The sequence below is a fragment of the Arthrobacter sp. TRD_SC_6 genome, assembly GCF_055361185.1.
In genome coordinates, this window is the sequence record NZ_CM143953.1 from 1,128,279 (window position 1) to 1,145,932 (window position 17,654).

Annotated in this window: 23 protein-coding genes; 8 read left to right on the plus strand and 15 right to left on the minus strand. The window is 64.3% G+C overall.

The features are described from left to right. Together ACWA1U_RS05590 and ACWA1U_RS05595 are read right to left on the minus strand one after the other, a co-directional pair. A complete protein-coding gene (locus tag ACWA1U_RS05590; protein WP_463724352.1) occupies positions 1–717 on the minus strand; it encodes a tyrosine-protein phosphatase in 717 nt (238 codons plus the stop codon). Then, complete coding sequence (locus tag ACWA1U_RS05595) at positions 717–1,496, minus strand: HAD-IIA family hydrolase (RefSeq protein ID WP_463724353.1); 780 nt, start codon at positions 1,494–1,496, stop codon at positions 717–719. The genes ACWA1U_RS05590 and ACWA1U_RS05595 overlap by 1 nt, the downstream gene beginning before the upstream one ends. Positions 1,497–1,581: 85 nt before the next feature. Here ACWA1U_RS05595 and ACWA1U_RS05600 point away from each other — a divergent pair, with 85 nt between their 5' ends. Further along, positions 1,582–2,232, plus strand: a complete 651-nt coding sequence (locus ACWA1U_RS05600) for a TrmH family RNA methyltransferase (RefSeq protein WP_463724354.1) — start codon at positions 1,582–1,584, stop codon at positions 2,230–2,232. Here the strand turns inward: ACWA1U_RS05600 and ACWA1U_RS05605 are convergent. Beyond that, positions 2,225–2,740 (minus strand): MarR family winged helix-turn-helix transcriptional regulator, encoded by a 516-nt coding sequence (locus ACWA1U_RS05605; protein WP_463724355.1) that lies wholly within the window; start codon positions 2,738–2,740, stop codon positions 2,225–2,227. The two genes, ACWA1U_RS05600 and ACWA1U_RS05605, sit on opposite strands and share 8 nt — an antisense overlap. A 144-nt stretch (positions 2,741–2,884) precedes the next feature. On the opposite strand from ACWA1U_RS05605, the gene ACWA1U_RS05610 reads away from it, so the two are divergent. From ACWA1U_RS05610 to ACWA1U_RS05620, 3 genes are all read left to right on the plus strand, one after another. Beyond that, positions 2,885–3,115, plus strand: coding sequence for a hypothetical protein (locus tag ACWA1U_RS05610; RefSeq protein ID WP_463724356.1), 231 nt, complete (start codon positions 2,885–2,887; stop codon positions 3,113–3,115). A gap of 141 nt (positions 3,116–3,256) precedes the next feature. Continuing rightward, on the plus strand, positions 3,257–4,276 hold the full coding sequence (gene fbaA / locus ACWA1U_RS05615; RefSeq protein ID WP_463724357.1) for a class II fructose-bisphosphate aldolase: 1,020 nt from the start codon (positions 3,257–3,259) through the stop codon (positions 4,274–4,276). Continuing rightward, complete coding sequence (locus ACWA1U_RS05620; protein WP_463724358.1) at positions 4,276–4,698, plus strand: DUF3151 domain-containing protein; 423 nt, start codon at positions 4,276–4,278, stop codon at positions 4,696–4,698. Before fbaA ends, ACWA1U_RS05620 begins: the two co-directional genes overlap by 1 nt. A 64-nt stretch (positions 4,699–4,762) precedes the next feature. On the opposite strand, the gene ACWA1U_RS05625 is transcribed toward ACWA1U_RS05620, so the two are convergent. The 3 genes from ACWA1U_RS05625 to ACWA1U_RS05635 form a co-directional block, all read right to left on the minus strand. Beyond that, positions 4,763–5,392 (minus strand): hypothetical protein, encoded by a 630-nt coding sequence (locus tag ACWA1U_RS05625; protein ID WP_463724359.1) that lies wholly within the window; start codon positions 5,390–5,392, stop codon positions 4,763–4,765. Positions 5,393–5,428: 36 nt separating this feature from the next. Continuing rightward, positions 5,429–5,644, minus strand: coding sequence for a hypothetical protein (locus ACWA1U_RS05630; protein ID WP_463724360.1), 216 nt, complete (start codon positions 5,642–5,644; stop codon positions 5,429–5,431). A gap of 143 nt (positions 5,645–5,787) precedes the next feature. Further along, the gene (locus tag ACWA1U_RS05635) at positions 5,788–6,639 is read right to left on the minus strand and encodes a DUF72 domain-containing protein (protein WP_463724361.1); all 852 of its coding nucleotides are present in this window, start codon (positions 6,637–6,639) and stop codon (positions 5,788–5,790) included. Between the two features lie 225 nt (positions 6,640–6,864). Here ACWA1U_RS05635 and ACWA1U_RS05640 point away from each other — a divergent pair, with 225 nt between their 5' ends. Next, positions 6,865–8,154, plus strand: a complete 1,290-nt coding sequence (locus ACWA1U_RS05640; protein WP_463724362.1) for an adenylosuccinate synthase — start codon at positions 6,865–6,867, stop codon at positions 8,152–8,154. 75 nt (positions 8,155–8,229) lie between these two features. On the opposite strand, the gene ACWA1U_RS05645 is transcribed toward ACWA1U_RS05640, so the two are convergent. Beyond that, positions 8,230–8,967, minus strand: coding sequence for a SurA N-terminal domain-containing protein (locus ACWA1U_RS05645; RefSeq protein ID WP_463724363.1), 738 nt, complete (start codon positions 8,965–8,967; stop codon positions 8,230–8,232). A gap of 101 nt (positions 8,968–9,068) precedes the next feature. Here ACWA1U_RS05645 and ACWA1U_RS05650 point away from each other — a divergent pair, with 101 nt between their 5' ends. Next, positions 9,069–10,184: an alanine racemase gene (locus tag ACWA1U_RS05650; RefSeq protein ID WP_463724364.1), complete on the plus strand. Its 1,116-nt coding sequence runs from the start codon at positions 9,069–9,071 to the stop codon at positions 10,182–10,184. A 9-nt stretch (positions 10,185–10,193) separates the two neighbouring features. Here the strand turns inward: ACWA1U_RS05650 and ACWA1U_RS05655 are convergent, their stop codons facing one another. Continuing rightward, positions 10,194–10,688, minus strand: coding sequence for a DUF427 domain-containing protein (locus ACWA1U_RS05655; RefSeq protein WP_463724365.1), 495 nt, complete (start codon positions 10,686–10,688; stop codon positions 10,194–10,196). Between the two features lie 73 nt (positions 10,689–10,761). On the opposite strand from ACWA1U_RS05655, the gene ACWA1U_RS05660 reads away from it, so the two are divergent. Then, a complete protein-coding gene (locus tag ACWA1U_RS05660) occupies positions 10,762–11,568 on the plus strand; it encodes a carbon-nitrogen hydrolase family protein (protein WP_463724366.1) in 807 nt (268 codons plus the stop codon). 3 nt (positions 11,569–11,571) lie between these two features. On the opposite strand, the gene ACWA1U_RS05665 is transcribed toward ACWA1U_RS05660, so the two are convergent. The 6 genes from ACWA1U_RS05665 to ACWA1U_RS05690 all read right to left on the minus strand — a co-directional run bounded on the left by ACWA1U_RS05665 (position 11,572) and on the right by ACWA1U_RS05690 (position 16,179). Further along, complete coding sequence (locus ACWA1U_RS05665) at positions 11,572–12,018, minus strand: MarR family winged helix-turn-helix transcriptional regulator (protein WP_463724367.1); 447 nt, start codon at positions 12,016–12,018, stop codon at positions 11,572–11,574. A 115-nt stretch (positions 12,019–12,133) separates the two neighbouring features. Then, entirely contained in the window at positions 12,134–12,997 is an 864-nt protein-coding gene (locus tag ACWA1U_RS05670; RefSeq protein WP_463724368.1) for a prenyltransferase, read from the minus strand. After that, the gene (locus ACWA1U_RS05675) at positions 12,994–13,329 is read right to left on the minus strand and encodes a lycopene cyclase domain-containing protein (RefSeq protein ID WP_463724369.1); all 336 of its coding nucleotides are present in this window, start codon (positions 13,327–13,329) and stop codon (positions 12,994–12,996) included. Before ACWA1U_RS05675 ends, ACWA1U_RS05670 begins: the two co-directional genes overlap by 4 nt. Continuing rightward, entirely contained in the window at positions 13,326–13,673 is a 348-nt protein-coding gene (locus ACWA1U_RS05680; RefSeq protein WP_463724370.1) for a lycopene cyclase domain-containing protein, read from the minus strand. The genes ACWA1U_RS05675 and ACWA1U_RS05680 overlap by 4 nt, the downstream gene beginning before the upstream one ends. Beyond that, positions 13,673–15,274 carry a phytoene desaturase family protein gene (gene crtI / locus ACWA1U_RS05685; protein ID WP_463724371.1) on the minus strand — a complete coding sequence of 534 codons (1,602 nt, stop codon included), beginning with the start codon at positions 15,272–15,274 and terminating at the stop codon, positions 13,673–13,675. The genes ACWA1U_RS05680 and crtI overlap by 1 nt, the downstream gene beginning before the upstream one ends. Further along, a complete protein-coding gene (locus ACWA1U_RS05690) occupies positions 15,271–16,179 on the minus strand; it encodes a phytoene/squalene synthase family protein (protein ID WP_463724372.1) in 909 nt (302 codons plus the stop codon). Before ACWA1U_RS05690 ends, crtI begins: the two co-directional genes overlap by 4 nt. 143 nt (positions 16,180–16,322) lie before the next feature. Here ACWA1U_RS05690 and idi point away from each other — a divergent pair, with 143 nt between their 5' ends. Continuing rightward, positions 16,323–16,883: an isopentenyl-diphosphate Delta-isomerase gene (gene idi, locus ACWA1U_RS05695; RefSeq protein WP_463724373.1), complete on the plus strand. Its 561-nt coding sequence runs from the start codon at positions 16,323–16,325 to the stop codon at positions 16,881–16,883. Positions 16,884–16,904: 21 nt separating this feature from the next. Here the strand turns inward: idi and ACWA1U_RS05700 are convergent, their stop codons facing one another. Further along, complete coding sequence (locus ACWA1U_RS05700) at positions 16,905–17,642, minus strand: glycosyltransferase family 2 protein (protein ID WP_463724374.1); 738 nt, start codon at positions 17,640–17,642, stop codon at positions 16,905–16,907. Positions 17,643–17,654 lie beyond the last annotated feature (12 nt).

Below are 17,654 nucleotides of genomic sequence, written 5' to 3' on the forward strand. Positions count from 1 at the left end.
CTAGCCCTGCAGCACCGCCCGTAGATCCGAGAGATCAGCCTCGCTCATGCCAGCGCCGAGCAGGAAATCCTCGATCGAACCGAAGTCGCGTCGCATGCCCGCGAGGAAGGTGGCCATCGCAGCGGCGGGTGCGGTCATGATGACCGGCACGTCAGTCGGGAGATCATGCCGGGGCAGCACGCCCGCCCACAGCTCCGCGAGCGCCGGAAGAATCTGCGGCAGGGCACCGGTGGTGTGGGCGTAGTCTTCGATGATCAGTTCGTCTTCCACTCCCGCCACCAGGAGTACGACGGCGGTGATCACCCCCGTGCGGTCCTTACCTGCGGCGCAGTGCACCAGGGTTGTGCGGCCCTGGGCGATCGGCTGAAGGGCCGCGACAATTACGTCCGGTCGGGCGGAGAGCCAGCCGAGGTAGTAGTTGCCGAGGTCCTCGGGTGTCTGTAAGGCGAGGGTAACTGCCGCATCGGCGTCGTCAAGCGGCGCCACGACGACGTCGATCCCGGCGTCGTGGGCAACCTGCCACGGGACCATCCCGGCCTCGCGCTCGCTGCGAAGGTCAACGATGGTCTCGATGCCCTGCCGGTTCAGGAAGTCCATGGTGGCTTCGGCATCCCAGCCGAATGGTTGGCTGGAACGGTAGACCTTGCCGCGCAAGGGGGCGTTGGGGCTGCCTGCGGTGAGGTCGGCGATGTCCCGGAGATTGAGGATGCCGCTCATCAGACCTGCTCGATCAGATCCTGGACGGAGTCCAGGATCTGCGCGGGACGGAACGGGTAGGCATTGATGTCCTCCCGCTGCGTGATGCCGGTGAGCACAAGGACGGTGTGCAGGCCGGCTTCCATGCCGGCGATGATGTCGGTGTCCATGCGGTCGCCCACCATGGCGGTGGTTTCCGAGTGGGCATCGATCTGGTTCATCGCGGAACGGAACATCATGGGGTTCGGTTTGCCAACCACGTAGGGCGCTCGGTTCGTTGCGGCGGTGATGAGCGCAGCAATGGATCCCGTCGCCGGGAGCGGGCCTTCCTTGGACGGCCCGGTGGTGTCCGGGTTGGTGGAGATGAACCGCGCGCCGTCGAGGATGAGGCGGATTGCCTTGGTGATGGCCTCGAAGGAGTAGGTGCGGGTCTCGCCGAGCACAACGTAGTCGGGGTTCTGGTCGGTGAGGACAAACCCGGCCTCGTGGAGCGCCGTCGTAAGTCCTGCTTCTCCGATGACGTACGCGCGACCGCCAGGCATCTGGTCCCTCAGGAACTGCGCTGTGGCCAGGGCGGACGTCCACAGGTTCTCCTCCGGAACTTCCAGCCCGGATGACTTCAGGCGCGCAGCGAGGTCCCGCGGCGTGTAGATCGAATTGTTGGTAAGCACCAGGAACCGGCGGGAGGTGGCAACCCAGCGCTCAATCAGTTCCTTGGCCCCGGGGATGGCCTGGTTCTCATGCACCAGCACGCCGTCCATGTCAGTCAACCAGCACTCAATATGTTCGTTCTCGCGCATACGCTTCTTTCCGGCAGTGACGGTGTTTATTCACGGGTGTGAAGAGAGACGTCGAAGCCCAAGTCTTTCACCTTAGGCTTGGGGGGTGGAAAATACGGAGGAAACCCCGTTCGAGCGCAGCCAGGCGACGGTAGGCGTTGGGCCCTGGGAGGGTGCTTGGCCTGCTGGCGATCGCTGGGATCCGGACCTGCTCGCCAACGGTGACACCCGAAACGTCGTAGATCATTACCGGTACTGGAACCACGAAGCCATTGTGGCTGATCTTGACACCAAGCGCCACGAGTTCCATGTGGCGATCGAGAACTGGCAGCATGACCTCAACATCGGCTCGGTAGTCCGCACAGCCAATGCTTTCCTCGCACGCGAGGTCCACATCATAGGACGACGGCGGTGGAACAGGCGCGGCGCAATGGTCACTGACCGCTACCAGCACGTTCGCCACCACCCCACCGTTGAGGAATTCGTGGCGTGGGCGCATGCGGAGGGTCTCGCCGTCGTCGGAATCGACAACTTCCCGGACTCGGTCCCGCTGGAGACCTACGACCTGCCGCGCAAATGCGTGCTCGTGTTCGGACAGGAGGGCCCGGGCCTGACGCCGGAAGTTCACGAAGCAGCGGAAGCTACGCTGTCGATTGCGCAGTTTGGGTCCACACGATCAATGAACGCGTCAGCGGCAGCGGCGATCGCAATGCATGGGTGGGTTCGCCGCCATGTGTTTGACCAGGTGGTCAGCTGACGCTCGTGGGCACCCGGGTGTCGATCGTGTCGACTGCCTGACGCATCCTCGAAAGGAATCCGACGACGACGGCGGCATCCTCTTCGGAGAGGGAGTCCGCCACTTCCTTCATGCGCTTGTGCATATCGCCGAGGGTGGCTCGCACCTCGGAGTCCGAGTTGGGGGTTGCCTCGAGGACAAGCGCCCGCCGGTCGCGCGGATGCGGTTTGCGGATGACGTGGCCGGATTTCGTGAGGCGATCGATCAGGGTGGTGGTTGAGGCTGAGGAGATGCCAAGTCGAAGGGAGAGTTCCTTGGGGCTGACGTCGCGTCCCGCCTTCTGCGCCTCCAACAAATAGCGCAGTGCGAGGAGGTCAGTTTCACCCATTCCCATTGATGACCGAGTTCGACGGCGCATTGCGGCTTCTGCGGCGCGGTAATCCCGTAGGGCGTTGAGCACGCTGGTAGCCCCGGTCTGGTCTGCGTACCAGTACCCGGACACTGCGTGTTCACCAGTTCGGAGGCTCATGAGTTTAGATTCTAACATTTTGCTAGAAATGCTTGCATGATCTGTTTCGTGTAGGTAGCTTTCCTTTTGATATGCATGTTTGACTATTAGACAGTCTAGTGATTTTACCCGTGGTTGTTCGCATCTACTTAGTGAGGCACAGGGATGACTTTGACAGCATACGAACCGGTTCTGCAGGAAACCCGTCGCACGGAGCTGACGATGGTTTGGGCGGCTTCATCCGAGATCGAGAACCTGCAGTGGCAACTTGATCGGGCACAGATGGAACTGAAGGGCGCCATCCGCGCAGCGTTTCACAACGGCGCCGAGGTCGGTGAAATCGCTCCTGCGGCCGATCTGGACGCCGACGAAGTGCAGGCCCTGCTCCAGTCCTGACATTGCAAGGGTACGAATTCCTTCATGGTTTCCCCGTGTTTTACCGGCGTCGCTAGGATGGACGTGAGCGGGGCCAGCGGAGTGCCAGCTTTTCGCCGCCAGGGCCCCTCGTTACGGATGCATTCAACATGAGGAGTCGCCATGCCCATCGCCACACCGGAGATTTACAGTGAAATGATTGACCGCGCGAAGGCAGGCGGCTTCGCCTACCCCGCGGTCAACGTCACTTCCTCGCAGACCCTGAACGCGGCCATGCGCGGCTTCGCCGAAGCAGGTTCCGACGGCATCATCCAGGTGTCCACCGGCGGCGGCGCGTACTGGTCCGGCGCCTCGGTGAAGGACATGGTGGCCGGCTCCCTCGGCTTCGCCGCCTTCGCCCGTGAGGTCGCGAAGAACTACGACGTCAACATCGCCCTCCACACTGACCATTGCCCCAAGGACAAGCTGGACGGTTTCGTCCTCCCCCTCCTGGCAGCGTCCGAGGAAGCCGTGAAGCGTGGAGAAGATCCGCTGTTCCAGTCGCACATGTGGGATGGCTCGGCTGAGACACTCGAAGAGAACCTCCGGATCGCCAGGGAACTCCTGCCCCGGGCGGCTGCCGCGAAGATCATCCTCGAAGTTGAGATCGGTACCGTCGGCGGCGAGGAAGACGGCGTGGAGAACGCCATCAACGACAAGCTGTACACCACTGTCGAAGATGCCATGGCCACCATCGACGCACTCGGTGCCGGTGAGAACGGCCGCTACCTGACCGCTCTGACCTTCGGTAACGTCCACGGCGTCTACAAGCCTGGCGGCGTGAAGCTCCGTCCGGAGATCCTCAAGGACATCCAGCAGCAGGTCGGCGCGAAGATCGGCAAGGACAACCCGTTCGACCTCGTGTTCCACGGCGGATCGGGCTCCTCCGAGCAGGAAATTTCCGACGCCGTCTCCTACGGTGTCATCAAGATGAACATCGATACCGATACCCAGTACGCGTTCACCCGCCCAGTGGTTGACCACATGCTCAAGAACTACGACGGCGTACTGAAGATCGACGGTGAGGTTGGCAACAAGAAGACCTATGATCCGCGCGTCTGGGGCGCATCGGCTGAGGCCGGCCTCGCAGCTCGCCTCGTCGAGGCAGCGCAGTCACTCGGTTCAGCCGGCAAGAAGCTCTGATGTCGGACGAATTCCGCAAGAACCTCCTGGGCCCGGAGCCAACACTCCTTCCCGAGGAGCCTGAAGTTGTTTCGCGTCTGGCCGCTGGGGACGAGGCGGTTGACCTGGCAGCCAAGCACCCGACGTCGTCGTTGGTTTGGGCTGTCCTCGCTGATGAAGCGTACGCCGAGGGCCGCACCATCGAGTCCTACGCCTACGCACGCACCGGCTACCACCGCGGGTTGGATTCGCTCCGCCGCAACGGGTGGCGCGGAGCTGGGCCGGTGCCGTACTCACATGAACCGAACCGCGGTTTCCTGCGGGCGCTGAACGCGCTGGGCCGTGCAGCGGCGTCGATCGGTGAGATCGAAGAGGCTGAGCGGATCGCGAAGCTCCTCCGCGAGTCCGATCCCGAAGCCAGCGAGAAGTTGAGCGGCTCCTAGAGGGGCTGACGAAGAAGGCCACCCTCCCTTCGGAGCGGGTGGCCTTCTTCGTGTTGAACACGTCCTAAGAGGTCGGCACAACTTCTGCAACGGGAACGACGACGGTAGTCACGTCCACAATCTGCGGCTTCTTCGGCGTGGAGCTGAACCCGAACCGCACGCGCGGACGTACAGACGTCAGCTCACCGAGGGAGTCGCCTGCCCATGATGCAATGGCCGACGTGATGGACCGGGCACCTGTCGCGCCGTAGAACTGTTGGCGTCCGTCCTTCGTTGTCCCGACGGTGCGCACACCGGGCATGAGGATTTTCGCGAACGGGTTGATCAGCGCGAGCCAGCGCGGGTGGGTTGCGACGGCCGTCGGGATGAGTCTGAGCAAACGCCCGACGCCGGTGCTCTCGCCCACCTCCGCGCTCACGCTGAGCGGGCCTGCCTCAAGAGTCAGTGACTGCTCATCCATTCCGACCGTCAGCGGCACCACCCGCACTACGTCGAACGTATACGCCCCTGAAACGTAGTCGGCGATGGCCTGCGAGGGCGCCAGCAGGGTGCGCGTGCCTTCGGCGCTCTGCACCATCACGTCCGTGAAGGCGCCGAACGGCGACGACGACCACATGCCGATCACTATGCGGACCCCGGAAGTGGTTCCCAGGCCTGCGATGTGTCCAACAAACCGTTCAGTTTCGGCGCTCATGGGTTCCATTATGTACGGCTTGCCGCGGCTCGCGGGTCAGCTGCCGTCCTGGTCGTCTTCTTCGTTGACGGGCCCGTCGTCGGCGGCTGTGTCTGTTGCCGCGCCGGACGGCGTTGCCCCGCCCTCACCGCTCCAGTCACTCGAATCGCTGGCGTCGTTGGCGGGGTCGGACTGTACATCGGGATCGGTGGCGGGCTTGCCCGGCCGGTCTTCGTTGACTTCCTGTGGTTCGTCCGAAGTGCTCTGGCTCATGGTGTCCTCCTTGGTTGATGATCGGCGTACCTCGTTCGTACGCCGGTTCGGGTGCGCGCGTCAAGGAGGGGTCTTGGGAAACCGCCCGTTGAGTGCGCAGATAACCACCGAATACCGCGGGAATTCGGTGGTTATCTGCACACTCAACGGGGGTTCAGGCGCTCCGCCAGAGCGATTGCGTTGAACGGGGCGTGCACCTTGACGTCATTGTCGAAGTAGACGTACACGTCGCGGCCCCGTCCGTCCGGGCACGTCTTACCGGAGAGCCAGCCCTGCGCCAGTGAAGCCCACTGATCCAGCTCCGGATCGGAGTAGCCGCTCGTGTAGAGCTCGGTGCTGCCGTGCAACCGGACATAAACGACGCCGCCCGTCACCTCCCGGAACTGCGGCCACTTTTCCGCGGAGTCCGCAACGACCAGACCGACGTCGTGGCGCCTCAGGAGCTCAATGCTTTGCTGATCGCCGAAACTCTCATGCCGCGGTTCGAGCACATGGTGGATGGGTCGGTCCTCCTCGGTGGTGAGCCAGTTGCGGTCTGTGAGGCGTTCGTCGTGATGCTTCGCGAGGGAGGCTGCCGTCGTCGTCGTCGTTGGTAGTAGCGAGAGGAAACTCTGGAGCAGGTCAGCGTCGAACTTTCGGGTGGCCGGGAGCTGCCAGAGGATCGGGCCCAGCTTCGGGCCGAGCGCAAGAACGCCCGAAGCAAAGAAGTTGGCCAGCGCGGTTTCGGCATTGCGCAGGCCAAGCATGTGGGTAATGAAGCGCGGGCCCTTGACGGAGAACCGGAACCCGTCCGGTGTGGTGTCCCGCCACTGAACGAAGCTGTCCGGTCGCTGCAGCGAGTAGAAGGTGCCATTGATTTCGATCGTGCTGAGCTGGCGGGACGCGTATTCGAGCTCGAGCCGCTGCGGCAGGCCAACGGGGTAGAAGTGTTTCCGCCAGAGCGCATACCGCCAGCCCGAGATGCCGATGCGTGCTCTCGTCGCGGGAGGACTCATGAACTGACGGTACTACTAGCCGACAGGTCCACGCGCTAAAGGAACGACGGCGGATGTCACGTTCACGGGGCCGTCACGAGATGTCCGCTAAACTCGGGTGGTAAGAGCCCCGGACTTCTTACTGTTTTTACTTGGTTGAAGCCTTGGGGCGTTCTCATGCACGGCGGCACCTTGTGCGTCACCTAGGCGCTCTGGGATGCGGTCACCCAAATGGGGGAGGATCCCATGCCAGCAATTGTGATTGTCGGAGCCCAGTGGGGCGATGAAGGTAAAGGCAAGGCCACTGACCTGCTCGGCGGGCGAGTGGACTACGTTGTGAAGCCGAACGGCGGCAACAACGCGGGGCACACCGTCGTCGTCAATGGTGAGAAGTACGAGCTCAAGCTCCTTCCCGCCGGCATCCTCAGCCCAAACGCCGTTCCAATCATCGGCAACGGCTGTGTCATCAACCTCGAGGCCCTGTTTGAGGAGATCGACGGTCTCGAAGCCCGCGGCGCAGACACCTCCAAGCTTCGCGTCTCCGCGAACGCGCACCTCGTAGCGCCCTACCACCAGGTCCTTGACAAGGTGACCGAACGCTTCCTCGGCAAGCGCGCCATCGGAACCACCGGACGCGGGATCGGGCCCGCCTACATGGACAAGGTGGCCCGGCTCGGCATCCGCGTACAGGATGTCTTTGACGAATCCATCCTCCGCCAGAAGGTCGAGGGGTCCCTCAAGCAGAAGAACGAACTGCTGGTCAAGGTCTACAACCGCCGGGACGTGCAGGTCGAGGAAATCATTGAGTACTTCCTCTCCTTCGCCGACCGACTGCGCCCGCTGGTCATCGACAGCACCTACGTGCTCAACGAAGCACTCGACGCCGGCAAGGTTGTCCTCATGGAGGGCGGGCAGGCCACGTTCCTCGACGTCGACCATGGCACCTACCCCTTCGTGACGTCGTCGAACCCTACCGCCGGCGGCGCGTCAGTAGGCTCGGGCATTGGCCCCACACGGATCAGCCGGGCGGTGGGCATCATCAAGGCCTACACCACGCGTGTTGGCGCTGGTCCCTTCCCCACCGAGCTCTTCGACGAGATGGGCCTGTACCTGCAGAAGACGGGCGGCGAGTACGGCGTGAACACCGGCCGTCCGCGGCGCTGCGGCTGGTACGACGCCGTGCTGGCGCGCCACGCTGCCCGCGTGAACGGTTTCACGGACTACTTCGTGACCAAGCTAGATGTCCTCACCGGCATCGAGCGGATCCCCGTGTGTGTTGCGTATGACGTCGACGGCGTCCGCCACGACGAAATGCCCATGACACAGACCGAGTTCCACCACGCGAAACCCATCTTCGAGTACTTCGAGGGCTGGACCGAGGACATCACCGGGGCCCGGGCAATCGGCGACCTCCCCGAGAACGCGCAGAACTACGTCCGGGCGCTTGAGAAACTGTCCGGCACCCGCTTCTCGGCGATCGGCGTTGGCCCTGACCGCGACCAGACGATCGTGATCAACGACCTCATCGCGGGCTGACCCAGCCGTATCCACTCAGCAGAAATGGCTGGTTTTCCGCGGAAAACCAGCCATTTCCACTGAGTCGATCAGGGTCTAGAGGTTCGTCTCGACGTCGCCGCTCTCACGCAGTTTCGTGAAGAGGGCAACAGCCACCTCATTCTTCTTCGTCTCGATGGCCTGCTGCTCGATCTGGGCGCGCACCTCTTCAAACGGAGGCACCTCCGCACCCTCTCCGGCGGCAGCCTTACCCTCTTCGTAGATCTTCTTCAGCTCCTCCTCGGTAGGCTTCGCATCAGCGCCCTCCTCGGCCAGCAGTGCATCAAGCTGGACCTGCTGCTTGATCTGCTTCTCGGCCTCCTCCTGCGGGATGCCGCGTTCCTCCAGCGAAGCGAACAGCTCCTCAGCCGTCTCCACCTGATTGTTCGTGATGAGCTCTTCGGTAGCGGCAGCGACGGCTTCCTCACTGGCGGTGATCTTCCGCTTCTCTGCTTCCTGGAGAAGGAGCTTGGTTCCGATCATGTTGTCCAGCGTTTCCGTCTTCAGCTGTTCCTGGTCCACTTCCTGACCTGACATCTGTGACTGCATGGACATGGTTTCGAAAGCACGCTCGTAAGCGGCGGTGAACTCGTCCTTCGGAATCTCCAGACCGTTCACGACGGCGACGACGTCGGGGATGCCTTCGAGATCGGGTGTCGGCGCTTCGGCCGGGGCGCTTGAGGCGCTCTCGCTTGCAGACGGCTCGGCTTCGGTTTCGGCTTCACCGCCGGCACAACCCGTTGCGAACGCGAGCGACCCGGCCATAAACAGGCTCAGCAGCCACTTCTTCTTCATGATTACTCCTACTGATTGATGATCGCCTGCGACCATATCAGCCCAGGATGAAGGTCCGCTCCGCGTCCGCTGTACGGTCGCTGGACGGTAGTATTCCGCAGATGGCGACTCTCAGCGGTGACCTTCAACTGCAAAGCCTTCCACAACTCCTGCTCGATGTAGAGGCCGTTGAAGGCAACATTGCGCTGAAAGAAGCGTGGGCAAGCGATCATTCCATGGTCCTTGCCCCCCACATCAAGACGACCATGACGCGCGAAATAGTGCAGCGCCAGCTACCCGGAGCGTGGGGAGCGACGGTCGCGACGACGGCGCAGGCAGCTCTCGCAGTTCAGTGGGGTGCGCGCCGCGTGTTGATTGCCAACGAAGTCGTCTTCCCTCCACAGGTCAGGCAGCTTCGGAGCCTCCTCGAAACGCACGCCCCCGGTGTCGAGCTCTACTGCCTCGTGGACTCCGCAGCCGGAATCGCGGCGCTGGCCGAGGGGTTTGCCGGATCCACGGGCCGGTTGAACGTGCTGATCGACGTTGGCGTGCCCGGCGGGCGGACGGGCATCCGCGGCGCTGGAGAAGCACCAAGTCTGGCGGAAAGCATCAGGCAGCACCGGGAACTTCGCCTGGCGGGAATCAGCGCCTATGAAGGTATCGCCCCGAACACGCGGACAGCCGGGAACCTTGAGCAAGTGGACGCGCACTGCAGGACCGCCCGGGACATCTTCGAGCAGCTTCCGGGCGGGTTCGACATCGGGCAACCCATCTTCACTGTTGGCGGTTCAGCCTTCCAGGACCGTGCCGCCCTGTACCTTCCTGACGGAGCGCTCAACGTGCTCAGGTCAGGCTGCTACGTGGTCCACGATCACGGTACGTACGCGGACGTCTCGCCCCTACCCGGCCTGCGCCCGGCGGCGGTGGTGCGCGCCGCCGTCGTCTCCGTTCCGGAGCCGGGCCGGGCCATCCTCGGCGCGGGCAAGCGCGAGCTGGCGTACGACGCCGGTCTGCCCACCCTGGTTGCCCACCACCGCGGCAGCGCCGTCCAGCCCGGGCCTGACGGCGTCATCTCGCGATTATTCGATCACCACGCGATCGTGGACGGTGCGGACACCCTGGAAGTCGGGGACTCGGTTGATCTCGGGATTTCCCACCCATGTTCGGTGTTCGATCGGTGGCGAACCGTGCTCGCCGTGCACGGCAACACCACGGAGCTGTGGCACCCCCAGTTCTAGCCCGCGGCCTTACCAGCCCCAGGTGCCGGCCGCGCCCTTGAACGGACCCACCACACGGGACGTGATCCAGCCGCCGTAGAAGTCGCCGGGTTGGGCGGTTACTTCCTCGCCGTCGACCAGGCACCGGTCCATCCTGCCCGGATACACGGCGACTGCGCCCGCCAGGGTTTCGAACCCGGCAGTCGGGCTCGGGTAGGTCCAGGCGGCCCGTTCCGCACGCGTGTTGCCTGCAACGACGTCGAAATAGTGCGCCTCACCCTTGAACTCGCACCAGCTGACACCCGGAACAGGGCGCAGTACGCCTACGGCGAAATCCTTCTGCGGAACATAGAACACCGGCGGGTGACTCGTCTCCAGCACGCGGAATGCCTGCTGCGATTCGGCGATCAGCTGGCCCGCGAATTCAATGGTGACCGTCCCCGGGTAAACCTCAAGGCGGGGTGGCCGGGGATAGTCCCACACGGACTCCTGGCCTGGTCCCGGCTGCACTCTGTCGATGCCCATACCGCCACGCTACTCTTCGGTAGGCTTGTCTTCAGCCCGGTCCTTCCCGAACTCCCACACGCAAAGGCTCACGATGAAGATCAGCGTCGGACAATTCACCCCCGTCGGCGACGTATCCGCGAACCTCGAAATCATGCGCGGCCTCGCCCGGGAAGCAAGCGCGGACGGCTCGAAACTCATCGTTTTCCCGGAAGAGTCGATGTTCTCCATCGGTCAGGTGGAGGGCGGGCTGGTGGCCGCCGTGGAGGCGGGCTGGACCAGCTTCGTCCAGCAGCTCTCGTTCCTGGCAGCGGAACTGGGGATCGCCGTCGTCGCCGGTGGCTACGAATCAAGCGGCGAGGAACGCCCGTACAACACGCTCGTGATGATCGACGGGACCGGGCGGATTGTCGACACCTACCGCAAGCTGCACCTCTATGACGCTTTCAGCTACCAGGAGTCCAAGCGCATCAAACCGGGCGACGGCGGCGTGAAAGTGGTGCAGGTCGGGGAACTCACTGTGGGCCTCATGACCTGCTACGACCTTCGCTTCCCCGAACTCGCGCGCGCGCTCGCCGACCGCGGGGCGGACGTCGTGCTGGTTCCTGCCGCCTGGTTCAAGGGCGAGCATAAAATCGATCACTGGGAGACGTTGCTGAAGGCCCGCGCCATCGAGAACACCGTCTGGATTGCTGCGGCCGGAACCTCCAGCGGACACACTATCGGCCACTCAGCGATCCTGGATCCTATGGGCGTCCCGCAGGTCTTCCTCAACGACGAGGAGCGGGGCGTGGTGACGGCCGAGGTTACCCGCCGGCGCATCGAGGACGTACGTCAATTCCTCCCGGTACTCCAGAACCGCCGGTTTGCGCGCAACGAGGAAATTGTCGAATCACACTGACCGCTAGCGGCTGATCTTCTCCCGCTGCGCATTCCCCGCGAAGGCATCCGGGCGGATCGAGAGAATGATGTGCTCAAGCCCTGTCCGCATGCCCTGATCCGCCAGCCCAGCCGCGCGATCAATGCGGGCTGACCCTGCATCAATGGTTTCGACGGTCGAACGGCCCAGTTCGGTCACCTCAACCAGCAGTATCCGGCGGTCCTTCTCGGCGCGCACGCGGCGGACGAGCCCCAGGGTCTCAATCCGGTCGAGCGTCCGCCCGGCAGTTTGGGGCTGGATGTGCAGGCGCTGGGCAAGGTCGACCTGGCTCAGCGCACCGTCATTGATGAGCACGCGAACCATGATGAACCCTGCGTGGCTGAGGCCGCTGGCGCGCAGGCGCTCGTTGTCCGCCTTCTCACGCAGGCGCGCGGCAGTGTTCAGCAGGCGGGCGGTTGACCAGTCATCCATGTTCATTGAAGCCTCTACGTCTGGTGTTGAGTGACAAGACTATCGACTGCTACCGCGCTGCAACCGTCGTCTTTGGCGTGGTTTCACTCAAGAAAACCTCAATTGATTGAACCGGTTAGCGGATTGCCGCGTGCCAGATCAAAAGCATGGTCACGAAAAACCCCGTTGCGTAGTTCAACCAAAGGAAGCGTTTCCAGCCGCGGTTGGCGGTTTCGGCGTCGTCCTCCTCCAGGGATGCGAACTGCACGATGTTCGCCACGTAAGGCAGCGCCAGGAACGAGGCCAGCGGGCCCGGCCACGGCGTAAACAGCATGAGCGCACCACCCAAAAGGTAAGCGCCAATGGCAAAGCGGACTGTTGCGCGGGCCCCGATCACCGTAGCAATTGAAGCGATACCGCCGGCGCGGTCCGCTGTGACGTCCTGGACGGCGCCGAATGCCTGGCTCGCGATACCCCAGAGGAAGAAGGCGGCCAACAGCGCCCATAACGACGGCGTGAACTCGGCTCCGGCGAGCACCAGGGCGTACAGCGCAGGGCTGACGAAGTGCGTGCTTGAAGTGATGGAATCCAGGAACGGCCGCTCCTTGAAGCGCAGACCGGGCGCACTGTAGGCGATCACCGCAAATATGCTCACCGCGAGCACCAGCCAGGACAGCGGCCCGCCCAGCAGCACCAGGGCCACGAGGAAGGGCACGTTGGCGGCGATCGCGGCCCGGAGGGTGATTGCGTGCAGGGTTCGGTCCAGTACCGCGCCTTCGACGCCGCCCTTGCGGGGGTTCCGGAGGTCCGACTCGTAGTCGAACACGTCATTGATCCCGTACATCGCCAGGTTGTAGGGGATGAGGAAGTACAGCGTCCCCATTACCCAGGCCAGGTCGACGGTGCCCGCGGTCAGCAGGTAGGCAGCAGCGAACGGGAACGCCGTGTTGACCCAGGACAACGGACGCGAGGACACCAGGAGCGCTTGCAGGGTTTTCATGGGCGGCGTTCCTTCCGGCGGCCCCGGTCGCGGGCACCCAGCAGGATCCACAGGGCAGGCAGCAGCAGCACTGCGGCCACTGGGTAGGCGAAGTCCTCCAGCGGCGCCAGGCCGATGAAGACGCCCGAAATCAGTTCCGGCGCGTACGTGAAGAGGCCAGCGGCGATCATCACGCTGTCGAACACCGCTGTCAGGACGAGCACGACGACGGCGGCACAGGTGCCCGCAGCCAGCGTCACCCTTCGTGCAGCCCCCCGCAGCCGGACGAACGCCCAGATTCCGACGGCCAGCGCGGGAAGGAGGAAGAAGCTGTTCAGCGTCCAGTAGGTCACGCCTGTTCCTCCGCATTCGTGCCTGTGGTGTGCCGTGCCGCAAACACCCGCCGGAACATGAGGAAGAGATTCATCACCAGGTAGCTCAGGAAGGTGAGGAAAACCAGCTCCTCAACCGGCAGCTCCGGGGCCAGGTGCACGCCGAGCATCAGGTCCGTCTGCCCCCGGTAGAAAATGCCGAGGCCTATCCCGGCGAGGTCCCAGGCGAGGAAGAACAACACCCCGGCCGCCAGCACCAGCGCTGCACGGCCGGCGTCGTGCCAGAAGAAGAGCCTGAGCCGCGCATCGAGAAGGACCATGCAGCCCAGCGAAACGAGAAGGAACAGCAGGTAGGCCGCTGACACTACGCCAGCTCCTGCACCGCGGCCGGGCGCAGCGGCGCGGGCAGCGGGCCGGTGCTCGTGTCTGCCCGCAAGCGCTTGATGACCAGTTCCGCGCTGATCAGGCACATGGGGATACCGATCCCCGGAATGGTCGATCCGCCCGCATAGTAGAGGCCCTGAACCTTCCGGCTGGCATTGCCTGCACGGAAAAAGGCGCTTTGCCTGAGGATGTGGGCTGGCCCGAGCGAGGTGCCCCGCCACGAGTTGTAGTCGTTCTCGAAGTCGGCTGGTCCGTAGCTTCGGCGTACCACGATGCGCTCAGCCAGGTCCGGGATCCCGGCCCACTCGCTGATCTGCTCGATGATGAGGTCGGCTACCCGCTCCATCCGGTCCCCACCGCTCCCGCCTAGGCTCGGATCAGCGGGGATCGGCACCAGCACGAAGACGTTCTCGTGACCCTCCGGCGCCACGCCAGGGTCAGTGGCGCTCGGTTTGCACACGTACAGGGACGCGGGGGAGGGGATGAACGCGGTCCGGCCGAAAATGGCCCGGAAATTCTCCTCCCAGTCCTTGGTGAAAAGCAGTGTGTGGTGGCGCAGCTCGGGAAGTTCACCCTTGACACCCAGGTAGAGCAGCAGCGCGCTCGGCCCTGCGGTGGCGCGGCGCCAGTAGCCTTCAGGGTAGGTCTGCAGGTTCCGCGGGAGCAGTTGCGTTTCGGTGTGATGCAGGTCCGCAGCGGAGACCACGACGTCGGCAGCCACCGTCACTTCGGTGCCGTGGGCTTGCCGGTAGCGGACTCCGCGGACGGCCGCCCGTTTCCGCCCGGAGGATGCGGGTGCGGTCTCGATCGAGAGCACCTCGCAGCCGGTTGAGATGGTCACGCCCGCCTTCCGTGCGAGTTCCTCGACCGCCGCGATCAACCGCGAGAATCCACCCATCGGGTAGAGAACACCGTCGTCGAGGTCGAGGTGGCTCATCAGGTGGTACATGCTGGGCGCTGCGAAGGGACTGGTGCCGAGGAAAACCGCAGGGTATTCGAGGACCTGCTGCAACCGGGGGTCGCTGACGTACCGGCGGGCGTAGGAGTGGAGCGGCTCCAGCAGGAGCCGCGCGAGGCGGGGTGCCCGGCGGAGGACGTCCGGAGTGAGGAGGGGGAGGAAGGACTCGAAGGTCGGGTAGAGGAACCGGCACATTGCCATCTCGTAGGTGTCTGCGGCGGAGTCGAGATACTCCTCCAACCGCGCTCCGGCGCCCGGTTCCAGGCGCTCGAACAGCTCGACCACCCGCGCCCGTTCGGCCGGGACGTCCACGGGTTCCTCGAAGCCCTCCGACAGGATCCGGTAGCCGGGATCCAGCTTCACCAGGTCCAGGTGCTCAGCCGCCGAGGTTCCAAGCAGCGCGAAGAAGTGGTCGATCACCTCGGGCATCAGGTACCAGGAAGGCCCGGCGTCGAAATGGAAACCGCCCTCACCGAAGGAGCCGGCCCGCCCGCCCACGGTGTCCTGCTTCTCCAGCAGCGTGACGCTGTGGCCTTCCACTGCAAGCAGTGCGGAGGTCGCCAGTCCGCTGATCCCGCCACCGACGACGACGACGTCCCGGCCTGCCGCCGTCGGGCGCCTCATGCTGCGCGCGCCTTTGCTCGCGTGTCTTCCGACATCCCGCGCCTACCGGCCAGGACGGCCACCGCAATTCGCAGCTTCACGGCATTCGGGACGCTGATTCGCGCGCGCATCAGGTCTGCCGCGGGGGTTTCGCGGATGCGCCGGGAGAGTTCGGCGAAGAGCTCCTGCGCGAGCGCCACCGCCCGGCGGCTGGAGGGCGGCAGCCCGCGCAGAACCCTGCGGGATTCGTTGAGGTCGTGGTCGATGTCGTCGAGGAGGCGTTGCTTGTGCGCCTCGTTGAAGTTGAGGGGAGAGACATCGGGGAAGTAGCTGCGGCCCAGCTTGGTGAAGTCCTCGGCGATGTCACGCAGGAAGTTGATCTTCTGGAACGCGGCGCCGAGGTGGCGTGCTCCTGCGGCCAGCTTCTGTTCCTCCTCCGGGCTGGTGCCTTTGCCATGCAGGAAGCACTTGAGGCACATCAACCCCACAACCTCAGCGGATCCGTAAACGTACTCGGTGAAGGATTCGGGAGTGTGCTCAGTGCTGTCGAGGTCTGCGCGCATGGATGCGAAGAACGGTCGCGTCAGGTCGGTGCCGATGCCCGTGCGCCGCGCGGTATCCGCGAAGGCATGGACCACCAGGTTGGCGCTGTAGCCCGAGCCCATGGCGCGCTCCGTCTCGCTTTCCAGGCCGTCGAGCCGGCGGCGGATCTCGGCGTCGTCGAGGCCCGCAGCGGAGGCAACGCCGTCAACAATTTCATCCGCCACCCGCACCAGCGCGTAGACCGATTCAACCTGCCGGCGGACGGCGGGCTCGAACAGCCTGGAAGCCATGCCGAACGATGTTGAGTAGGACCGCAGCACAACGGCCGAGGACTTCATCGCCGCCCCGGTGTAGTCAGCGAGGGCGTTCCGCTCGCGGCTCACGCGTGCACGGCTTCTGGGCGGGCACGGTACTGGGAGAAGAAGGACGCCAGGACCTCATCGACCAGCTGACTGCCGTCCGTGCCAGCCAGCGCGATCTCCTTATCCATAGCTAAAGTAAACACGGGCAATCATCCGGAAGGGAAATGGAACTCATGGCCGAATTGGTCGTTCTCGCAGCTGTCGATGGCACCCCGATCGGCACCCAGGAGAAGGCGACAGTGCATTCCGGGGAGACGCCGTTGCACCTTGCATTTTCCGCACACGTCTACGACGAGGTCGGGCGCATTCTCGTCACCCGCCGGGCAATCTCCAAGAAAACCTGGCCCGGCGTATGGACAAACTCGTTCTGCGGGCACCCTGGGCCGGATGAGCCCACTGAAGAGGCGGTGGTACGCAGGGCTCAACGCGAACTTGGTTTGTCGATTGACCTGTTGGACCTGCGGGTTCCTGACTTCCGGTACCGGGCCGTGGATGCGGGCGGGATCGTTGAGCACGAAATCTGCCCCGTCTACACAGCACGGGCAACCTCCGCGGTGGCTGCGCGCTACGACGAGGTAGAGGAGTGGAAGTGGGTGGACCCAATAGAACTGACCACCGCCGTCGCGGCGGCGCCCTGGGCGTTCAGCCCGTGGCTCACCCTCCAGCTGCCGCTGCTGTATCCGGAGCGGTTCGCGGCTGCTTCCCCGAACACACTTAGAGATTAACGACGGCGCTCACTGCAGTAGTTAACCGTTAATACGGTTAACTACTGCTGACCGCCAGCGCTCCCACGGCGGCACGCGCCGCCAGTGCAGCCCGATGGTGTGGAACGCGCGGCGGAAGCGGCGACGGGCGTCAGCACCGCCGCGCAGGGCACGGGCTGAGATGCCGACGGTGAGGGAGCGGTCGTACGCCGTGCGGTGGGAGGGCTCGAGTGCAAAGCCGAGGTCGACGTCGTCGTGCACTTCCCGGTCGAAGCGGTGGACCCGCCCGCGGACCTCCAGCCAGACGTCCCGCCGGAACGCGAGGTTCGAACCGAACGGAGGCCAGTGCGCCATCGCCGCGCCCATCGTCACGAAGTACGCCTGCATGTAAGCGACAGCCGCGATTCGGGCGCGGACTGCACCGGTGTCGTGGAAGACGCCGGGTCCGGTCAGCACGGCGAGGTCCGGTTCCGCGCTGAACCGCTCACTGATCCGCTGCAGCCAGTCCTCAGGTGGGATGGTGTCCGCGTCGCAGCGGACAATGACATCGCCGCGCGCGGTGTCGTACCCCGTTGAGGCAGCCGCGGCGATCCCGGGAGCGGCTTCCGGCACAACGGTGGCACCGAACCGGACAGCGACCCGGGCGCTGTCATCGGTGGAATTGTTGTCCACGACGATGATTTGCAGGGGTTGGACCGTCTGCTGGCCGAGCGCGGCCAGGCACCGGGCGAGGGGGCCGGCGTCGTCCTTGCAGGGAATCACTACGGACAGGGACGGCATGTGCCGATCCTA

Coding starts and splice junctions, on each gene's coding strand:
- idi (WP_463724373.1), top strand. CDS start 16,323: ATGGAACTCATGGCCGAATTGGTCGTTCTCGCAGCTGTCGATGGCACC.
- fbaA (WP_463724357.1), top strand. CDS start 3,257: ATGCCCATCGCCACACCGGAGATTTACAGTGAAATGATTGACCGCGCG.
- ACWA1U_RS05625 (WP_463724359.1), bottom strand. CDS start 5,392: ATGAGCGCCGAAACTGAACGGTTTGTTGGACACATCGCAGGCCTGGGA.
- ACWA1U_RS05605 (WP_463724355.1), bottom strand. CDS start 2,740: ATGAGCCTCCGAACTGGTGAACACGCAGTGTCCGGGTACTGGTACGCA.
- ACWA1U_RS05645 (WP_463724363.1), bottom strand. CDS start 8,967: ATGAAGAAGAAGTGGCTGCTGAGCCTGTTTATGGCCGGGTCGCTCGCG.
- ACWA1U_RS05700 (WP_463724374.1), bottom strand. CDS start 17,642: ATGCCGTCCCTGTCCGTAGTGATTCCCTGCAAGGACGACGCCGGCCCC.
- ACWA1U_RS05590 (WP_463724352.1), bottom strand. CDS start 717: ATGAGCGGCATCCTCAATCTCCGGGACATCGCCGACCTCACCGCAGGC.
- ACWA1U_RS05610 (WP_463724356.1), top strand. CDS start 2,885: ATGACTTTGACAGCATACGAACCGGTTCTGCAGGAAACCCGTCGCACG.
- crtI (WP_463724371.1), bottom strand. CDS start 15,274: ATGAGGCGCCCGACGGCGGCAGGCCGGGACGTCGTCGTCGTCGGTGGC.
- ACWA1U_RS05635 (WP_463724361.1), bottom strand. CDS start 6,639: ATGAGTCCTCCCGCGACGAGAGCACGCATCGGCATCTCGGGCTGGCGG.
- ACWA1U_RS05660 (WP_463724366.1), top strand. CDS start 10,762: ATGAAGATCAGCGTCGGACAATTCACCCCCGTCGGCGACGTATCCGCG.
- ACWA1U_RS05670 (WP_463724368.1), bottom strand. CDS start 12,997: ATGAAAACCCTGCAAGCGCTCCTGGTGTCCTCGCGTCCGTTGTCCTGG.
- ACWA1U_RS05640 (WP_463724362.1), top strand. CDS start 6,865: ATGCCAGCAATTGTGATTGTCGGAGCCCAGTGGGGCGATGAAGGTAAA.
- ACWA1U_RS05620 (WP_463724358.1), top strand. CDS start 4,276: ATGTCGGACGAATTCCGCAAGAACCTCCTGGGCCCGGAGCCAACACTC.
- ACWA1U_RS05655 (WP_463724365.1), bottom strand. CDS start 10,688: ATGGGCATCGACAGAGTGCAGCCGGGACCAGGCCAGGAGTCCGTGTGG.
- ACWA1U_RS05665 (WP_463724367.1), bottom strand. CDS start 12,018: ATGGATGACTGGTCAACCGCCCGCCTGCTGAACACTGCCGCGCGCCTG.
- ACWA1U_RS05630 (WP_463724360.1), bottom strand. CDS start 5,644: ATGAGCCAGAGCACTTCGGACGAACCACAGGAAGTCAACGAAGACCGG.
- ACWA1U_RS05595 (WP_463724353.1), bottom strand. CDS start 1,496: ATGCGCGAGAACGAACATATTGAGTGCTGGTTGACTGACATGGACGGC.
- ACWA1U_RS05650 (WP_463724364.1), top strand. CDS start 9,069: ATGGCGACTCTCAGCGGTGACCTTCAACTGCAAAGCCTTCCACAACTC.